We start from the raw sequence: 17,546 nt of genomic DNA, 5'->3' as shown, positions 1-17,546 counted from the left end.
TCGGTGTAAGTCATAGTCGTTCCACCCCGCGCTAGCGGCGCTTCGACTTCCGGTCGTCCTTGACGTGGCCGCGGAAGGTGCGAGTCGGCGAGAACTCGCCGAGCTTGTGGCCGACCATCGCCTCGGTGACGAACACCGGGATGTGGGTCTTGCCGTTGTGCACCGCGATCGTGTGGCCCAGCATGGCCGGGACGATCATCGAGCGACGGGACCAGGTCTTGATGACGTTCTTGGAACCTGCTTCGTTCTGGACATCCACCTTCTTGATGAGGTGTCCGTCGACGAAGGGTCCCTTCTTGAGACTGCGCGGCATCTAAACCCGCTCCTAGCGCTTCTTGTTCGTCTTGCGGCGGCGGACGATGTACTTGCTGCTCGCCTTCTTCGGCGAACGAGTACGACCCTCCTTCTGACCCCACGGCGAGACCGGGTGGCGACCACCGGAGGTCTTGCCTTCACCACCACCGTGCGGGTGGTCGACCGGGTTCATCGCCACACCGCGAACGGTCGGGCGAACGCCAAGCCAGCGCTTACGGCCGGCCTTGCCCCAGTTGATGTTCGACTGCTCGGCGTTGCCGACCTCGCCAATCGTGGCGCGGCAGCGGACGTCGACCAGGCGGATCTCACCGGACGGCATACGAAGGTGGGCCATGGAGCCCTCCTTCGCCAGCAGCTGCACGGAGGCACCCGCGGAGCGGGCGAACTTCGCGCCGCCGCCGGGCCGCAGCTCGATGGCGTGAATGGTCGTACCGACCGGGATGTTGCGGAGGGCCAGGTTGTTGCCCGGCTTGATGTCCGCGCCCGGTCCGTTCTCGACCCGGTCACCCTGCGACAGGTTGCGGGGGGCCAGGATGTAGCGCTTCTCACCGTCCGCGTAGTGCAGGAGCGCGATGCGCGCGGTGCGGTTCGGGTCGTACTCGATGTGCGCGACCTTCGCCGGCACGCCGTCCTTGTCGTGACGACGGAAGTCGATCACTCGGTAGGCGCGCTTGTGTCCGCCACCCTGGTGGCGAACGGTCACACGACCGGCGTTGTTACGGCCGCCCTTGCTGTGCAGCGGGCGGACCAGCGACTTCTCCGGCGTGGACCGCGTTACCTCGACGAAGTCGGCTACGGAGGAGCCACGACGGCCCGGCGTAGTCGGCTTGTACTTGCGGATTCCCATTTCTCAGTCCTCGTCCGATATTCGGACCAGGGCGCTCCGTTAGGAGGCCTGGCCGAAGATGTCGATACGGTCGCCCTCAGCAAGGGTCACGATCGCGCGCTTGGTGTCAGCGCGCTTACCGAACCCCGTGCGGGTGCGCTTGCGCTTGCCCTGGCGGTTGATCGTGTTGACCCCAGTGACCTTGACCGAGAAGACCGCCTCGACGGCCTGCTTGATCTGGGTCTTGTTGGCGCCGGGCGCGACGACGAAGGTGTACTTGCCCTCGTCGAGAAGCGCGTAGCTCTTCTCAGAGACGACCGGCTTGACGAGGACGTCACGGGGGTCCGTGAAGCTCTTGCTCAGCGGCGTCTCAACGGTGTTCTTGCCCTCGGTGGCGTGGCGCTTCGCCTTGGCGACGCGCGCGGCCTTGGCAGCCTTGGCCGCCTTGGGGGCGATGCTCGGGTGACGCGTAGCCATCAGGCTTCGCTCCCTTCGGTCTCATCGGCCTTGGGGCCAGACACGAAGGACTCGAAGGCGGCCTTGGTGAAGACCACGTCGTCCGAGACGAGCACGTCGTACGTGTTCAGCTGGCCCGGCTCCAGGATGTGCACCTGGGGCAGGTTGCGGGCGGAGAGCAGCGAAGTCTCGTCCGCGCGGTCGATGACCAGGAGCACGTTCTTGCGCTCGCTGACCTTGCCGAGCAGCGTCTTCGCGGCCTTCGTGGAGATGTCGCCCTCGACCACGTTGGTGACAACGTGGATACGAGCGTTGCGGGCCCGGTCGGTGAGGGCGTGGCGCAGGGCCGCGGCCTTCATCTTCTTCGGGGTCCGCTGCGAGTAGTCACGCGGCTGCGGGCCGTGGACGACGCCACCGCCGGCGAACTGCGGCGCACGGGTCGAACCCTGGCGCGCGCGGCCGGTGCCCTTCTGGCGGTAAGGCTTCTTGCCACCACCGCGGACTTCACCGCGGCGCTTGGTCTTGTGCGTGCCCTGTCGGGCAGCGGCCAGCTGGGCGACAACGACCTGGTGGAGAAGCGGGATGCTGATCTTCTCTACGTCGAAGATCTCCGAGGGGAGCTCGACGGTCCCGGCCTTGTCGCCTGCCGGCGAAAGGATGTCAATGGTGCTCATCGGTTCCTCAAGCCCCCTTGGCCGCGGTACGGACCAGGACGAGGCCGCCGTTCGGACCGGGAACTGCGCCCTTGATCAGGAGCAGGCCCTTCTCCGCGTCAACGGCGTGAACGGTCAGGTTCTGGGTGGTGACCCGCTCGTTGCCCATACGGCCCGCCATGCGGAGGCCCTTGAACACACGGCCCGGGGTGGCACAGCCACCGATGGAACCGGGAGAGCGGTGCTTGCGCTGGGTGCCGTGACCGGCGCCGAGTCCCTTGAAGTTGTGACGCTTCATGACACCGGCGAAGCCCTTGCCCTTGCTCTTGCCCGTGACGTCAACCTTGACGCCGGACTCGAACACCTCGGCAGTCACCTCCTGGCCAAGCGTGTACTCGCTGGCGTCGGGGGTGCGGATCTCCACCAGGTGGCGGCGGGGGGTCACGTCGGCCTTGGCGAAGTGACCCTTGAGGGGCTTGTTCACCTTGCGAGGGTCGATCTCGCCGAAGGCGATCTGGACCGACTCGTAGCCGTCGGAGTCATTCGTACGGACCTGGGTAACGACGCAGGGCCCGGCCTTGACGACGGTGACCGGGACGACACGGTTGTTCTCGTCCCAGACCTGGGTCATGCCGAGCTTCTCGCCCAGGACGCCCTTGATCTGCTTAGTCATCTGTCCGCGCCTCTCAGAGCTTGATCTCGATGTCGACGCCGGCCGGAAGGTCCAGGCGCATCAACGAGTCAACGGTCTTGGGCGTCGGGTCGAGGATGTCGATCAGGCGCTTGTGCGTGCGCATCTCGAAGTGCTCGCGAGAGTCCTTGTACTTGTGCGGCGACTTGATGACGCAGTACACGTTCTTCTCAGTGGGCAGCGGCACCGGGCCCGCGACCGACGCACCAGTGCGAGTCACCGTCTCGACGATCTTCTTCGCCGAAGAGTCGATGACCTCGTGGTCGTAGGCCTTGAGCCGGATGCGGATCTTCTGTCCCGCCATGGCTACTTGGTAGTCCTTTGTCTCGAAGGCTCTGGCTCCCGGGAGGCCCTTTTTTCTACTTCCTCCGACCCACGCGGTCGGGCGTGTCGCAGTCCCGCTCACGGAGATTTCCCGAAGGATTTCCCTGCTAGGGGCTGCGGCCCAGATGACCGCGGGTCCGGGGGAAGAAACCCACCGGGCGCCTGGCCGAGCGTCCGCACTGCACTTCCCAGAAGATTCCCGTACGTCCGCTCCAGCGCTGCCTGCGGGCTTTTTACGACCGTTTGGCAGATGGGGCGACGAGTACTGTGGGACTCGCTTCCGGTCCCCCCGGCGGGAGGCGCGCAGCATCGGCACTCAACCGAGCAACCCCGATAGTCTGCCATACGGGCGTAGGGCCTGGCTAATCGAAGCTTGGGATCGTACCCGGCGGATACCGAAGGTGAAACCTGGGGTGGCTCCTGGCTCCCCCGAGTCAGTTCCCGGAGGCGTACGTCACAAAGCGTGTCCACGCGGTGACGCGCACCGCGAGACGGGGGCCCTGTGCGTCCTTGGAGTCGCGAACGTGGACCGCGCCGGGAGCGTGGGCGACCTCGACGCAGTCAGGTTCATTGCTGTTGCTGCTGTAGCTGCTCTTGAACCAGGCCAGCTCGGACGAGTCCCCGGCGGGAGCCTTGCCGGTCATGCCTCTCAGCTCCCGGAGGCGTACGCGACGAAGTCCGCCCACGGCTTGCCGCTCACGGCGAAGCGGGGGCCCAAGGAGTCCTTGGAGTCGCGAACGTGGACCGCGCCGGGAGCGTGGGCGACCTCGACGCAGTCAGGTTCATTGCTGTTGCTGCTGTAGCTGCTCTTGAACCAGGCCAGCTCAGACGAGTCCCCGGCGGAGGTCTTGCGGATCATGTCTCTCCCAGCACCTGCTCGATGAAGACCAGCGACTCCCCTGGCGTGAGCGCCTGAGCCCGGATAATGCCACACCGCAGTTCGATGATCCGGAGCTGCTTCAGATCAGATACGGGGCGGCTGCCGAACTCCCCCTCGGAGCGACCGACCGCCGCACCGTCCCTGAACTTCAGCACCTGCATCTCACCGCTCATACCAGCGTGGTCCTCTCGGCCTGTAGGCATGACCTGGATCTCCACGGTCCGCAACTCACCTAGTTCCAGGAGCCTTTCGAGTTGCGCGCGCAATACCATCTTGCCTCCGATCGGGCGCCGTAGCGTCACCTCCTCCTGCACAAAGCTCAGCGCGGGAGCGGGTTCCCGCTCGAAGATCGACTGCCGGGCCAGTCGAGCGGAGACGAGCTGCTCCATCCGGCCCTGCTCCAGAGCCGGGCGCCGCATCGCGAACAGCGCCTGCGCGTACCCCTTGGTCTGCAACAGCCCATGCAAGTTGTGGTTGCCGTAAGCCGTCAGCTCAACCGCCTGCGCCTCCATCCTCGCCAGATCACGCACCTTCTTCGGATACCGAGCCTCCGCCACGTCCTCCCGCATCGCCGCGACGGAACCCCCCGCCCCCAGCACCTCGTCCGCCTTCTCCAGGTACTCGCCCCGCGGGATCCGCTTCCCGGACTCCACCTTGTAGACGAGCCCCTCCCCATATCCCATCGCCGCCGCGAACTCGGCGGCCCGCAGCCCGGCAGCCTCCCGCCGGGCCCGCAGCTGTCGCCCCACGAAGGCGACGATCGCCGCGCCTTGCTCATCCTCCGGGTCGACCTCCCACCCCGGCTCCTCCGGTTCCCGATCCGGCTCCCGCTCACTCACCGTCGCCGCCACACTCGCCTGTTCCATCCGCCCACGCCTCCCGCCTGACCGAACTCCCCGCCACGTACCGTCAACGCCGTACCCGTCCGTGGCCCTGGACAGCCAGTACAGCCCTGGACAAAACCTGGACAGTCACCGTACGCAACCGCCATGTCACTGGGCAGCGTAGAAGGCGAAGGCCACGCTGAGTGACGTGAATCAGGAAACCGCCGAACTCCCGTGCACCACACGCCACTTCAGCGTCCAGCTCTCCCCCACGCCTCGCGGAGCCCGCCTCGCGCGCCTCCTCGCAACCGAGCAGCTCCGCTCGTGGGGAATGCCTCTGGACCCGGCCCGCCAGATCGTCGCCGAGCTGTCCGCCAACGCCGCGACCCACGGCCGCGTCCCCGGGCGCGACTTCCGCCTAGCGCTCTACGCGTCCCCCGACACCCTCCGCATCGAGGTCACGGACACTCGACCTGAACGGCTCCCCGCTCCCCAACTACCGTCCCCCGAAGCGGAATCAGGGCGCGGCCTGATCCTCGTAGAGGCACTGGCACATCGCTGGGGAGTGACCGAGGACCAGTTCCCCCGAAAGACCCTCTGGGCCGAACTGAGCCTCACGCCACCGGAACCCGTCCCCCCAGGCTCCGGTACCACTGGCGCCTTTCCCCAAGAAACCTGAGAGGGAGAAAGGACCCACCAAACCCCACCCCACCCACCCGCAGGCGCGCCCGCCCGAGCGCCGTCGGCAACGACCAACAGCCCGCTCACTCACGCGAGTGAACATCACCGGCTCAGCTGGATTTCCGCTCCCCCAACTGCCTTAGTCTCAGCCCCAGTAGGCGAAACAACAGCAGACATGCGACGGCCCCCGGCCGGGACTCGCAATCCCGATCGAGGGCCTGACCACCGAGGAAGAGAAGAGCTTCCCGATGGACACCCAGAACCCTAGCGCGCCCCCGCGCGCCCAGTCCGCCCTTGGCGGCAGTCAATCCCACGCACGAGCGACCCGGCGCCCCCGCAGCCAGCCCCGCCCCACCGCTGCGCGCCCCTCCGGCATCGCCCACGACAACACCCGCCACACCACCCGCTTCACGGTGATCGGCAACCACCTCACCCAACACCAGGAGCTCTCCCTCCTGGCGATCGGCCTGGGCTGCCACATGCAGTCACTGCCCACCGGGGCCCGCGTCGACATCAAGACGCTCACCGCCCGCTTCCCTGAGGGCTCGACCCGTATCGCCGCCGCCCTGCGCGAGCTGGAGGCCCACGGCTACCTGCGCCGCGAACGCGAACGCACCCCCGCCGGCCGCATCATCACCCGTACAACCTCCTGCAACCAGCCACACGCGGCGGCCCAGCGCCGCCCGCACTCCCCCACCCCGAGGTCGACCACACCGCCGTCCGAGACCAATACGGCCCCGTCCACCCACGCACCCCCGAGACAGCCCCGCCTCCTCCCCGCCGTACCGCGCCCGGCCTTCCCCGCCTCCGCCCTCCTCCAGCAGGCCACCGACCTCCTCGCCGACCTGCGCCACGAGGACCCGCGTCTGCTCCTCTCGGCCCGCGACACCACCCACCTAGCCCCCGGCGTCGCCACCTGGCTGGAACGCGAGGTCGCCCCCACCTCCGTAGTCCACGCCCTCACTCACGACCTGCCGCCCGAAGGCCCACGCCGCCCCGCCGCACTGCTCGCCCACCGCCTGACAGCGCTCCTCCCGCCCCCACCCCCCTTCCACGGCCCGGCGCCCGCCCGGCAGCCGCTCCAGAACTGCGACGCCTGCGACCGCGCCTTCCGCGCCCCCGAACCAGGCCGCTGCCGCGACTGCCGACCCGACTCCATGGAGGCCGCCTAGCATGAACGTGACGACCCTTGCCCCTGGGCACAGACGAGGAGCGCACGCCATGACCATCGCCCCGGACAACGCACGGCAGGACGTAAACCACGTGTACCGGACGATGCGGGAGGTCGTTCAGTCGATGGACGACACGATTCCGGGCAAGTTCGAGATCACCAGGGAAGGGATCGTCCACGACATGATGGCGCCGATCAAGCGGCACGAACTCACGGCGCTACGCCTGCGCAAGCGCCTGGAGGCGATCATGCCGGACGCACTCGTGGCCCACACCGGAGCGCCCGACGTGGAAGACGCACCCGAGGGCATCCTGCGACTCCCGGACATCATCGTGATCGCCGAGGCCGACATGGAGGGGGACGGTTCCTTCGACCCCCGCACGCTCATCGCCGCCATCGAGGTCGTCTCCCGCTCCAACCCGGACAACGACTGGGTGAGCAAGATGCGGGACTACCCGCTCCTGGGCATCCCCATCTACGCGATCTTCGACCCGCGCACGGGAACCGGCGCGGTTCTCTCCGAGATCCACCCGACCCCGCAGGGCCCGCGCTACGCCACCCGTACGGACTTCGACTACGGCGAGGACGTCACCGTCGCCGAGTGGACGATCTCGACGGAGGGCCTGCCCCGTTACGAGGACCAGACCGGCGGGGCGGGCGCATAGGCCCTCCCCGCGGGCCAAAAGGCGTCGGCGCCAGTCGTCCAGCCGCTGGATCACGAACTCGACGGCTGCACCAGAACATCGAGGTGGACGTCATAGCGCGCGGTCCACGGATGGTGGGCCGCCTCGCCGACCACTTCTGCCAGCTGCCGGTCCCGCACGTCCAGCCACACACGGAACGGACCCGGGCCAGACCAGTCGTACGCGCACTGACCAGGGGAAACACTCAGCAATGTTCGCGTCCCCACACCCCGGGAGCCCCGGCCGACTAACCTGGCCAGGGCACTCCCGGGAGGACTCCATGTGCACGCAGGCCGATCACGGGCACGAGCTGGCGCCCCGCCCTGAGCAGACCCCGGGCGCCCTGCGCGCCGCCCTCGCCGTCGTCGCCCCCGCGCGCCTGCCGGAGATGCAGCGGACCAAGGACGAGGCCTTCGCCAAGGCCGTCGAATGGCAGTCCCTCAGCCCGGTGCAGAGCTGGGTCCTCGCCTGGGCCCGGGACATCGAGATCGCCCGCCGCCCCGACCTGTCCGCCCGGCACGCCCGCGCCACGCGGGATCTGGAGCATGAGGACGCCGCCGTCGCCCAAGAGGCATTGCGCGAGCTGAGCGCCGTCCTGGACGAGGCCATGAAGGCCGTCCGGACTTGAGCTGGAGCTGGGAGTACGCCTTCGCGGCCGAGGAGGCCGCCCGCACCGCGTCACCGGCTTTTCTCGCCGAAGTGGAGCGCAAGGCCGCGGAACTGGTCCGGGCGACCGAAGCCCTGTACGTACACGGTCGCGGTCACCAAGGCGTCGACCCGAAGGGCGGCGACATCACCGTGCCCGGCGGGATGTTCCGGTACCAGATCGTCGTACGCAGCGAACGCGTCTACGTCGTCCAGCTCACTTACCTGGGCTTCTGAGTCCTGAAGGTCTCAGAACGCCTGCAGGTAGACCCGTGCCCGATCGGACTTGAGAGCCTGGACGTGGATCTCGATCCACTGAACCTTCTTGCGACGGTCGTCGTTGACGCACGGCGGACAAACGCCTGCCCAGCGTGTTCCCTCCAGGCTCTGCGGCTCGGCCAGCCCCAGATGCCCGAAGAGCTCCGCCTTCGGTACGGCTTCCGCTTTACCTGCCCGAAGGGGCTCTTCCGGGTGGAGGGCTTCCGCGATGTCTTCGGCATCCTTCTCGCCGGTGACGAAGGACAGGAAGTAGACGTCCTCCTGCGGGTTGATCTGAACTGCGCCCTTGACCTCGGCCGCTCCCCTGGGCACCGCCACATCCATGAAGGCTGAAGCTTCGTCCGCTCCTGCCTCTTTGTCCCAGTGCCAGTCACGTCCTTCGGTCACAGGGCGATCGCCCGCGTCCGGGACGGAACACGCGGAGAGGAAGAGGCCGACAGCCAGTGCTGCGACAGAGCGTGCACCACGTTTGATCATCACTGGTCCCCCTCGCACCACGGTTACGACCACCAACACAGAAGGGCCCGTACGACCGAAGTCGTACGGGCCCTCCCGCTACTGCTAGGTACTGCTGGTGCTCTCAGTTCAGAGCAACCGGGTCTCCCCGATCAACGCGCAAGCGAAATGCTTACTTGTTGATCTTGGTGACCTGGCCGGCGCCGACGGTCCGGCCACCCTCACGGATGGCGAACTTCAGGCCCTCTTCCATCGCGACGGGCTGGATGAGCTCAACGGTCATCTCAGTGTTGTCGCCCGGCATGACCATCTCGGTGCCCTCGGGGAGGGTCACGACGCCGGTCACGTCCGTGGTGCGGAAGTAGAACTGCGGGCGGTAGTTGTTGAAGAAGGGGGTGTGACGGCCACCCTCGTCCTTCGACAGGATGTAGGCCTGGGCCTCGAACTCGGTGTGCGGCGTGACCGAACCGGGCTTGATGATGACCTGGCCGCGCTCGACGTCCTCGCGCTTGATGCCACGGAGGAGCAGACCGACGTTCTCACCGGCCTGGCCCTCGTCGAGCAGCTTGCGGAACATCTCGATGCCGGTGACCGTGGTGGTGGTCTTCTCGGTCTTGATGCCGATGATGTCGACGGTCTCGTTGACCTTGAGGATGCCGCGCTCGATACGACCGGTGACGACGGTGCCACGACCGGTGATCGTGAAGACGTCCTCGATCGGCATCAGGAACGGCTTGTCGACGTCACGCTCGGGCTCCGGGATGGACTCGTCGACAGCCTTCATCAGGTTGAGGACGGACTCACCCCACTCCTTGTCGCCCTCGAGCGCCTTGAGCGCCGAGACCTTGACGACCGGCAGGTCGTCGCCCGGGAACTCGTACTCGGAGAGGAGCTCACGGACCTCGAGCTCGACGAGCTCCAGGATCTCCTCGTCGTCCACCATGTCGGCCTTGTTCAGGGCGACGACGATGTACGGAACGCCGACCTGGCGGGCCAGGAGCACGTGCTCCTTGGTCTGCGGCATCGGGCCGTCGGTGGCGGCGACCACGAGGATGGCGCCGTCCATCTGCGCGGCACCCGTGATCATGTTCTTGATGTAGTCCGCGTGACCCGGGCAGTCGACGTGCGCGTAGTGACGCGTCTCCGTCTGGTACTCGACGTGCGCGATCGAGATCGTGATACCGCGCTGGCGCTCCTCGGGAGCCTTGTCGATCTGGTCGAAGGCCGAGGCCTCGTTCAGCTCGGGGTAAGCGTCGTGCAGCACCTTGGTAATGGCGGCCGTGAGGGTCGTCTTACCGTGGTCAATGTGACCGATGGTGCCGATGTTGACGTGCGGCTTAGTCCGCTCGAACTTTGCCTTCGCCACTGAATCCTCCTGCGGAGTGGTTCTGTACGCCTTGCTTCATCGGCGCCAGGTGATCTTTGCTGGGATACCCGGGGCCCGGGGCACCCGGCCCGAAGAGGGTCGGAATGCCCCGGAGACTCCGGAGTCAAGCCTAAAGCGTCAACTCGGGTGAGTTACTCGCCCTTGGCCTTCGCGATGATCTCCTCGGCGACGTTCCGCGGAACCTCGGCGTAGGAGTCGAACTGCATTGAGTAGCTTGCGCGACCCGACGTCTTGCTGCGGAGGTCTCCGACGTAGCCGAACATCTCCGAGAGGGGCACGAGGCCCTTCACGACGCGAGCGCCGCTGCGCTCCTCCATGGCCTGGATCTGGCCACGACGGGAGTTGATGTCACCGATGACATCACCCATGTAGTCCTCGGGCGTGGTGACCTCAACGGCCATCATCGGCTCGAGCAGCACGGGCTTGGCCTTACGCGCGGCCTCCTTGAAGGCCTGCGAACCGGCGATCTTGAAGGCGAGCTCGGAGGAGTCGACCTCGTGGTAGGCGCCGTCGAGAAGCGTGATGCGAACACCAGTCATCTCGTAGCCCGCCAGGATGCCGAACTGCATGGCCTCCTGCGCACCGGCGTCCACCGACGGGATGTACTCCCGCGGGATACGGCCACCGGTGACCTTGTTCACGAACTCGTACGAAGCGTCGCCGCTGTCGATGGGCTCGATCGCGATCTGCACCTTGGCGAACTGACCGGTACCACCGGTCTGCTTCTTGTGGGTGTAGTCCACGCGCTCGACGGCCTGACGGATCGTCTCGCGGTACGCGACCTGGGGCTTGCCGACGTTCGCCTCGACGCGGAACTCGCGCTTCATGCGGTCGACGAGCACCTCGAGGTGAAGCTCGCCCATACCACCGATGATGGTCTGGCCGGTCTCCTCGTCCGAGTGAACCTGGAAGGAGGGGTCCTCCTCCGAGAGACGCTGGATGGCTACACCCAGCTTCTCCTGGTCACCCTTGGACTTGGGCTCGATGGCGACCTGAATGACCGGCGCCGGGAAGTCCATGGACTCCAGGATGACCGGCTTCTTGTCGTCACACAGCGTCTCACCGGTGGTGGTCTGCTTCAGGCCCATGACGGCGACGATGTCACCGGCGCCCACCGACTCGATCTCCTCACGCTTGTTCGCGTGCATGCGGTAGATCTTGCCGATGCGCTCCTTCTTGCCCTTGACCGAGTTCAGCACCGCGGTGCCGGCCTGGAGGCGACCGGAGTAGATCCGGACGAAGGTGAGCTTGCCGAGGTGCGGGTCGCTCGCGATCTTGAACGCGAGAGCCGAAAGCGGCTCCTCGTCCGAAGGCTTGCGCTTGACGACCGTCTCGGGGTCCTTGACGTCGTGGCCCTCGATGGCCTCGACGTCCAGGGGCGAAGGCAGGTAACGCACGACCGCGTCGAGCAGGGGCTGGACGCCCTTGTTCTTGAACGCGGTGCCACAGAACACGGGGGTGACGGTGGTGTCGCCGCCCTTGCCGGAGGCGATGGTGATGCGGCGGATGGCCTCGTACAGCTGCTCCTCGGTGGGCTCCTGGCCCTCGAGGTACAGCTCCATCATCTGCTCGTCGTTCTCGGCGACGGCCTCGAGCAGCTTGCCGCGGTACTCATCGGCAGCCTCGACGTGCGTGTCGGGGATGTCGACGATGTCGTAGGCCTCGCCCATCTTGGTCTCGGCGGACCAGACGAAGGCCTTCATGGTGACGAGGTCGACGACGCCCTTGAAGTCAGCCTCTGCGCCGATGGGCAGCTGCATGACGATCGGGGTCGCACCGAGGCGGTCGACGATCATGTCGACGCAGCGGTGGAACTCGGCACCCGTGCGGTCGAGCTTGTTGACGAAGCAGATGCGCGGGACGCCGTAGCGGTCCGCCTGACGCCACACGGTCTCGGACTGGGGCTCAACACCGGCGACGCCGTCGAACACCGTCACGGCACCGTCGAGCACGCGGAGCGAACGCTCCACCTCGACGGTGAAGTCGACGTGGCCCGGGGTGTCGATGATGTTGATGGTGTGGTCGACGTCGTTCATCGGCCAGTGACAGGTGGTGGCAGCAGAGGTGATCGTGATGCCACGCTCCTGCTCCTGCTCCATCCAGTCCATGGTCGCGGCGCCGTCGTGGACCTCACCGATCTTGTACGACACACCGGTGTAGAACAGGATCCGCTCGGTGGTCGTCGTCTTGCCCGCGTCGATGTGGGCCATGATGCCGATGTTGCGCACCTTGGCCAGGTCAAGTGAAGTGGTAGCCATATCGGCTCAGTCTTCTCTCGGTCTCGATGTGGGTAGCGACTACCAGCGGTAGTGCGCGAAGGCCTTGTTGGACTCGGCCATCTTGTGGGTGTCCTCGCGCTTCTTCACAGCGGCACCAAGGCCGTTGGAGGCGTCGAGGAGCTCGTTGAGGAGACGCTCGGTCATCGTCTTCTCGCGACGGGCGCGGGAGTAACCGACCAGCCAGCGCAGGGCCAGCGTGTTGGCGCGACCGGGCTTGACCTCGATCGGAACCTGGTAGGTCGCACCGCCGACGCGGCGGGACTTGACCTCGAGGGTCGGCTTGATGTTCTCGAGCGCGCGCTTGAGCGTGATGACCGGGTCGTTGCCGGTCTTCTCGCGCAGGCCCTCCATGGCGCCGTACACGATGCGCTCGGCGGTGGAGCGCTTGCCGTTCAGCAGCACCTTGTTGATGAGGGAGGTCACCAGAGGAGAACCGTAGACCGGGTCGATGATGACCGGGCGCTTCGGGGCGGGGCCCTTACGAGGCATTCTTACTTCTCCTTCTTGGCGCCGTAGCGGCTGCGGGCCTGCTTGCGGTTCTTGACGCCCTGGGTGTCAAGGGAGCCGCGGATGATCTTGTAGCGAACACCCGGCAGGTCCTTCACACGGCCACCACGCACGAGCACGATGGAGTGCTCCTGCAGGTTGTGTCCCTCACCCGGAATGTAAGCGGTGACTTCGATCCCGGAGGTCAGACGCACACGCGCGACCTTACGCAGGGCCGAGTTCGGCTTCTTCGGGGTGGTCGTGAACACACGCGTGCAGACGCCGCGGCGCTGGGGCGATCCCTCGAGCGCGGGCGTCTTGTTCTTCTCGACCTTGTCCTGCCGGCCCTTCCGGACCAGCTGCTGGATCGTAGGCACTACTTCTCCGGTTTCTGTGTGCCGAATGGTAAAGCTAACCTGGAACGTCACCGACCCACGCGGTCGGGTGTGTCGAATCCTGCGGACTCCCGCCGCAAGGCGGAAAGGAGCGCAGATTGCGGTGGCCGTTATCGGACTCGCACAGCGGCTGAAGACACGCGCACGAGCCCAGGCACACCCCAGGCACAAGGTCTGAGCGTACCTACCTCATCGGGTTCGGTCAAAACAAATGCGGTGGGGGGCGACACGCCGGGCTTTTCGGCTCCGATGTGACCGGTCTCGGCCAGCGGGGCCGATTGCCGCCCGTTCCCCGGACGGCTGCCTCAAGTACGTTGACTGGTTGCGAGATCAATGGCATCGGCGCACGTGAACACGGGGGCAGCGGGATGGCCGGGGGGCAAGCGCACGCATGGGATGACGACGGCCTGGACGACCGGGTGCCCTTCCTCGCGCGCCTCGAGAGGGACGACCGCACGGCCCTGCTCGCCATCGGCCGGCCCCTGAGCTATCCCGCACGCGGCGTGCTCATGCGCCAGGAAGAGCCGTCCAGCCACATCCTGCTGCTCCTGCAGGGCTGGACCAAGGTCACGGCGACCGCGGCCAATGGGTACGAGGCCCTCCTCGCCCTTCGGGGCCCCGGCGACATCGTCGGCGAGGGCGCGGCCCTCAGCGGTCGCGGCCGCTCTGCCACCGTGACGGCACTGGAGCAGATCGAGGCGGTCGCCATCGAGCAGGGCCGCTTCACCGGGTTCCTCGGCGGCAGCCCTCAGGTGGCGCTCAAGCTCCTCGGCCTTGCCACCGACCGACAGCGCTCGACCGACCGCCGCCGACTGGAGTGGGCGGCGCTCACGGTGCGCGAGCGGCTCGCCGTCCTCCTGCTCGACCTCATACGCACTCACGGCACGCGGACCGAGAAGGGCATCGAGCTCACCGTCCCGCTCAGCCAGCAGGAGTTCGCGGGTTCGGTCGGATCGTCGCGCGAGGCGGTCGCCCGGCTCCTGAAGGAGTTACGCGACCGGCAGGTCGTCGTCACTAGCCGCCGCCGCGTCGTCGTCGTCCGGCCGGATATCCTGCGCCGCATAGCCGGAGTCGGCGGCAGCAGCGGCAGCGAGTGATCCATCAGTAACGAAACGTCGCTCTGTGCACACGGTCACACGTCGTACGTGTCATCGTCCCTTCGCCCTCTCGCCCGGCCGCGCCATCGTGCTGTTCGACAGCCCGAACCGGCGAGAGGCAGACATGGCCGACCACCTGCACCGCACGATCCTGCTCTTCGACATCGAGCAGTTCGGCACCAGAGACGATGTCGAGCAGGCCTTCCTCCGACGCATGCTCTACGACGTCGCCGACGACACCCTCACCGCGGCCGACGTAAGCGAAACGGCTCGGCTCCGCGCCGACCGAGGTGACTCCGTCGTCGAACTCATCGACGCGAATGTTCCGGTGTCCAGGCTGCTGAAGGCGCTTCTCACCGAGACCCCGATGCTGCTGCACGCCAAGAACCGGCTGATGGCGGGCAGCACCCGGATGCGGCTGCGCGTCGTACTGGCGGCCGGATACGTCGGCGTGGACGAGAAGGGCTGGGTCGGAGGGGACCTGAACCATGCCTTCCGCCTGTTGGACGCCGAGCCACTGCGCGAGGCCCTGCGGACCGGCGCCGACAGCAGCGTCCTCTGTGTCTCCGACGCCGTCTACCAGGGCGTCGTACGCCACGGCCATCACGGCGTTCGCCCCGAGGAGTTCCACCAGGTCGCCGTGCAGACCAAGGAAGGGCCGACCAGCGCCTGGCTGCGCCGGGTGGCGGCGCACGAGCAGGGCGACGACCGCGGGGACTCCCGGCCGAACGCCGCCTCCCCCACTGCCCCCTTTCCCACCGGCACCCACATCATGGGCTCGCAGTACGGAGTCACCGGCGGCCAGGTCGACGGCAACCTCAACTTCGACCTGCGGGGCTCGGAGCGGGGTGACCGGAAATGAGCGCGGAAGAGGCCAAACCGGAGAAGGCGCCGAAGGGCGAGCGGCCGGAGAAGGGTGAGAAGCCGGAGCCGGACGCCGCCAAGACGGACGAGAACACGTCCGACGGCGACTCGGGCAAGGAGCAGGATCAGGAACCGGAGGAACGGCAGCCGGCCTGGGCCGCCCGCCGCGACCTGATCGACCACGCACCCGACTTCATCGGCAGTCTGGTCTCACGCGACCAGCTCGGCGTCACCGGTGGCCACGTCGCGGGCGACGTCAACTTCAACCTCGGCCCTCAGAGCTTCGGCGCGCGATCCCGCTCGGTGTCCGGCCAGGTCCGCCCCGAGGACGTCGATCAGGTGGCGGCCGTCTTCCAGAGCTGCCCGAGCTTCGACGCGGCCCTTGAGCGACTCCGGGACGACCATGTCGTCGTCCTCAGGGGGAGCCGGGGTACCGGCCGCCGGTCCGCGGCGCTCATGCTGCTGCATCGGCTCGGCGCCCGGCCCATACAGTTTTTCGACCCGGGCACAGCCCCGACGGCGTTGCCGGATGCCCTTGAGGACTCTCCCGGTTTCCTCCTGCTCGACCTGTCGACCAGCCGCAGCCGTCCGCTCCTGGAGCCCCATGTTCTGGGCATGCGGGAGAAGCTGCAGCGGAACGGCGGCCGGTTCGTGATCACTGTCGACACGTCAGCGTTCCTTGGCGAGGTCCCTTGCGTCCTGTGGGAACCACCGCCGGTCGCGGACGTGCTCCGCGCCCATGTCAGGGCCCTGGCCGGCAGCAAAGCATGGGAGCGGCTGCGGCTGCTCGCGTCCGTCGAGGACTTCCTCGGCCGTACGCACCAGCCGGGCGAGACCAAGAGGTTCGCGGAGCAACTCGCCGCGCACCACCGAGGCGAACTCGACGAGGGCAAACTGGTCGACTTCGCTCGGTCGGCCCTGGCGGACCGGGTCTCCGGATGGCTCACGTCGCCGGAGAAGGAACGCGGCGCCGAACTGCGTGACAAGGCGTTCCTCATTGCTCTCGCCGTCTTCGACAAGGCCCCGTACGCGATCGCCGCGGAACTAGGCGACAGACTCTTCGTCGAACTCCAGAGGACGGCCAACCCCGACGAGCCACCCGTCATCCCGATCTTCGGCAGCTCCACGGCATCGCGCCTCGAACTCGCCCACGCCGTCGGCAGTACACAGGACGAGGTCACCGAATGGGGCCCGGTCTCCCAGTACAGGGCCGAGTTCCAGGACACGCGGACCCCAAGCGTGCTCCTGCACGAGGTCTGGACGGTACATCCCTCCGCACGCCCCGCTCTCGTCCGTTGGATCCAGCACCTCGCGAAGGACGGCCGCCCGCTGGTTCGCACCCGGGCCGCCGCGGCCACTGCGGTGCTCGCCGAGGCTGATCTGCCCTCCGCCATGGCACACCTGGTCGAGCCCTGGGCCGGCGGCACGTCCTACAACGGCTGGCTGACCGCCGCCAACACGCTCAGTCTGGCCAGCCTGCTCGAGGTGCGGGGCGTGTCCCGCATCCTGCATTCCTGGTGCACCGGAGAACACCCCAGCCGCCGATGGACCGCGATCCGCGTCTACGGACTTCTCGGCCCGATGCAGCCGGTGGAGGCGCTGGACGCGCTGCTCGACACCGTGCGCCTGGAGAACGACGAGGAGGAGGAGGTGAACCAACTCGCCGAAGCCACGCAGCTGTTGCTGCTCGCGGCGCATGAGCCGGTGCTCCCGCGACTCGCCTCCCTGGCCCAGGGCGTCCAAGCGCAGCACGACGACGCCCTGTACGACCACGCACTGCGTGCCTTCGGTCTCGCCTGCGATGAGTTTGAGGAGGGCACGGACCGCCCTCTCGTCCTGAAGTGGTTCGCCGATGCCCGTTCCTCCCCCGACAGCAACGAGGACGAACTCGTCGCCGGCCTCTGGCGTGCCGGGCTGCGCGACCGCGCCCACACCGACGGCGCCCGGGAAACCTTGCAGGAGTGGGTCCGTGCGGCGGAGCGCGACTCATACACCGAGCAAGCCTTGACGCCACTGCTGGCCGCCCTCGCCGACACCGAGACGGACCGGCAACGGATCGATCACCTCCTGCGCACGGCACACGACGCCGATGGCAGGCCCCTGCACGTGACGCACCGCCTGCGTGCGGTCGTCGCGGCGCAGTAATGAGCCGGA

Annotated in this window: 22 protein-coding genes; 8 read left to right on the top strand and 14 right to left on the bottom strand. The window is 67.3% G+C overall.

The features are described from left to right. Window positions 1–31: 31 nt before the first annotated feature. The 9 genes from rpsS to ABXJ52_RS21800 all read right to left on the bottom strand — a co-directional run bounded on the left by rpsS (window position 32) and on the right by ABXJ52_RS21800 (window position 4,996). Window positions 32–313 (bottom strand): 30S ribosomal protein S19, encoded by a 282-nt coding sequence (rpsS, locus tag ABXJ52_RS21840; protein WP_160506662.1) that lies wholly within the window; start codon window positions 311–313, stop codon window positions 32–34. 12 nt (window positions 314–325) lie between these two features. Beyond that, complete coding sequence (gene rplB / locus ABXJ52_RS21835) at window positions 326–1,162, bottom strand: 50S ribosomal protein L2 (RefSeq protein WP_367044315.1); 837 nt, start codon at window positions 1,160–1,162, stop codon at window positions 326–328. A gap of 39 nt (window positions 1,163–1,201) precedes the next feature. Continuing rightward, a complete protein-coding gene (gene rplW, locus ABXJ52_RS21830; RefSeq protein WP_160506660.1) occupies window positions 1,202–1,618 on the bottom strand; it encodes a 50S ribosomal protein L23 in 417 nt (138 codons plus the stop codon). Next, window positions 1,618–2,271: a 50S ribosomal protein L4 gene (rplD, locus tag ABXJ52_RS21825; protein ID WP_367044314.1), complete on the bottom strand. Its 654-nt coding sequence runs from the start codon at window positions 2,269–2,271 to the stop codon at window positions 1,618–1,620. The genes rplW and rplD overlap by 1 nt, the downstream gene beginning before the upstream one ends. Before the next feature lie 7 nt (window positions 2,272–2,278). Continuing rightward, window positions 2,279–2,923: a 50S ribosomal protein L3 gene (gene rplC, locus ABXJ52_RS21820; RefSeq protein ID WP_361182338.1), complete on the bottom strand. Its 645-nt coding sequence runs from the start codon at window positions 2,921–2,923 to the stop codon at window positions 2,279–2,281. Between the two features lie 13 nt (window positions 2,924–2,936). Beyond that, window positions 2,937–3,245, bottom strand: coding sequence for a 30S ribosomal protein S10 (gene rpsJ, locus ABXJ52_RS21815; RefSeq protein ID WP_003948644.1), 309 nt, complete (start codon window positions 3,243–3,245; stop codon window positions 2,937–2,939). 454 nt (window positions 3,246–3,699) lie between these two features. Further along, a complete protein-coding gene (locus ABXJ52_RS21810; protein WP_367044313.1) occupies window positions 3,700–3,909 on the bottom strand; it encodes a DUF397 domain-containing protein in 210 nt (69 codons plus the stop codon). 5 nt (window positions 3,910–3,914) lie between these two features. Next, entirely contained in the window at window positions 3,915–4,124 is a 210-nt protein-coding gene (locus ABXJ52_RS21805) for a DUF397 domain-containing protein (protein WP_367044312.1), read from the bottom strand. Further along, complete coding sequence (locus tag ABXJ52_RS21800) at window positions 4,121–4,996, bottom strand: helix-turn-helix transcriptional regulator (protein ID WP_367044311.1); 876 nt, start codon at window positions 4,994–4,996, stop codon at window positions 4,121–4,123. The genes ABXJ52_RS21805 and ABXJ52_RS21800 overlap by 4 nt, the downstream gene beginning before the upstream one ends. 181 nt (window positions 4,997–5,177) lie before the next feature. Here ABXJ52_RS21800 and ABXJ52_RS21795 point away from each other — a divergent pair, with 181 nt between their 5' ends. The 5 genes from ABXJ52_RS21795 (at window position 5,178) to ABXJ52_RS21775 (ending at window position 8,386) form a co-directional block, all read left to right on the top strand. Beyond that, a complete protein-coding gene (locus tag ABXJ52_RS21795; RefSeq protein ID WP_367044310.1) occupies window positions 5,178–5,648 on the top strand; it encodes an ATP-binding protein in 471 nt (156 codons plus the stop codon). 250 nt (window positions 5,649–5,898) lie between these two features. Then, window positions 5,899–6,822, top strand: a complete 924-nt coding sequence (locus ABXJ52_RS21790; protein WP_367044309.1) for a helix-turn-helix domain-containing protein — start codon at window positions 5,899–5,901, stop codon at window positions 6,820–6,822. 49 nt (window positions 6,823–6,871) lie between these two features. After that, window positions 6,872–7,486: a Uma2 family endonuclease gene (locus ABXJ52_RS21785; RefSeq protein ID WP_367044308.1), complete on the top strand. Its 615-nt coding sequence runs from the start codon at window positions 6,872–6,874 to the stop codon at window positions 7,484–7,486. A 298-nt stretch (window positions 7,487–7,784) separates the two neighbouring features. Next, a complete protein-coding gene (locus tag ABXJ52_RS21780; protein ID WP_367044307.1) occupies window positions 7,785–8,132 on the top strand; it encodes a hypothetical protein in 348 nt (115 codons plus the stop codon). Further along, window positions 8,129–8,386, top strand: coding sequence for a hypothetical protein (locus ABXJ52_RS21775; protein WP_367044306.1), 258 nt, complete (start codon window positions 8,129–8,131; stop codon window positions 8,384–8,386). The genes ABXJ52_RS21780 and ABXJ52_RS21775 overlap by 4 nt, the downstream gene beginning before the upstream one ends. Window positions 8,387–8,398: 12 nt before the next feature. Here ABXJ52_RS21775 and ABXJ52_RS21770 read toward each other — a convergent pair whose 3' ends face one another. The 5 genes from ABXJ52_RS21770 to rpsL form a co-directional block, all read right to left on the bottom strand. Then, entirely contained in the window at window positions 8,399–8,905 is a 507-nt protein-coding gene (locus tag ABXJ52_RS21770) for a hypothetical protein (RefSeq protein WP_367049171.1), read from the bottom strand. 151 nt (window positions 8,906–9,056) lie between these two features. Continuing rightward, window positions 9,057–10,250: an elongation factor Tu gene (gene tuf, locus ABXJ52_RS21765; RefSeq protein WP_160506655.1), complete on the bottom strand. Its 1,194-nt coding sequence runs from the start codon at window positions 10,248–10,250 to the stop codon at window positions 9,057–9,059. Between the two features lie 152 nt (window positions 10,251–10,402). Then, window positions 10,403–12,529, bottom strand: coding sequence for an elongation factor G (gene fusA, locus ABXJ52_RS21760; protein ID WP_367044304.1), 2,127 nt, complete (start codon window positions 12,527–12,529; stop codon window positions 10,403–10,405). A 39-nt stretch (window positions 12,530–12,568) separates the two neighbouring features. Further along, window positions 12,569–13,039 (bottom strand): 30S ribosomal protein S7, encoded by a 471-nt coding sequence (rpsG, locus tag ABXJ52_RS21755; protein ID WP_003974303.1) that lies wholly within the window; start codon window positions 13,037–13,039, stop codon window positions 12,569–12,571. 2 nt (window positions 13,040–13,041) lie between these two features. Continuing rightward, window positions 13,042–13,413 carry a 30S ribosomal protein S12 gene (rpsL, locus tag ABXJ52_RS21750; RefSeq protein WP_003948652.1) on the bottom strand — a complete coding sequence of 124 codons (372 nt, stop codon included), beginning with the start codon at window positions 13,411–13,413 and terminating at the stop codon, window positions 13,042–13,044. Between the two features lie 386 nt (window positions 13,414–13,799). Here rpsL and ABXJ52_RS21745 point away from each other — a divergent pair, with 386 nt between their 5' ends. The 3 genes from ABXJ52_RS21745 (at window position 13,800) to ABXJ52_RS21735 (ending at window position 17,537) form a co-directional block, all read left to right on the top strand. Then, window positions 13,800–14,528, top strand: a complete 729-nt coding sequence (locus ABXJ52_RS21745) for a Crp/Fnr family transcriptional regulator (RefSeq protein ID WP_367044301.1) — start codon at window positions 13,800–13,802, stop codon at window positions 14,526–14,528. 124 nt (window positions 14,529–14,652) lie between these two features. Then, window positions 14,653–15,390 (top strand): hypothetical protein, encoded by a 738-nt coding sequence (locus ABXJ52_RS21740; RefSeq protein WP_367044300.1) that lies wholly within the window; start codon window positions 14,653–14,655, stop codon window positions 15,388–15,390. Then, window positions 15,387–17,537: a hypothetical protein gene (locus tag ABXJ52_RS21735; protein ID WP_367044299.1), complete on the top strand. Its 2,151-nt coding sequence runs from the start codon at window positions 15,387–15,389 to the stop codon at window positions 17,535–17,537. Before ABXJ52_RS21740 ends, ABXJ52_RS21735 begins: the two co-directional genes overlap by 4 nt. The last annotated feature ends 9 nt before the right edge of the window (window positions 17,538–17,546 follow it).

The sequence above is a fragment of the Streptomyces sp. Je 1-332 genome, assembly GCF_040730185.1.
Taxonomy (GTDB): domain Bacteria; phylum Actinomycetota; class Actinomycetes; order Streptomycetales; family Streptomycetaceae; genus Streptomyces.
The sequence above is the reverse complement of the archived record's forward strand: the minus strand, read 5'-3'. Positions and strand labels throughout refer to the sequence as shown.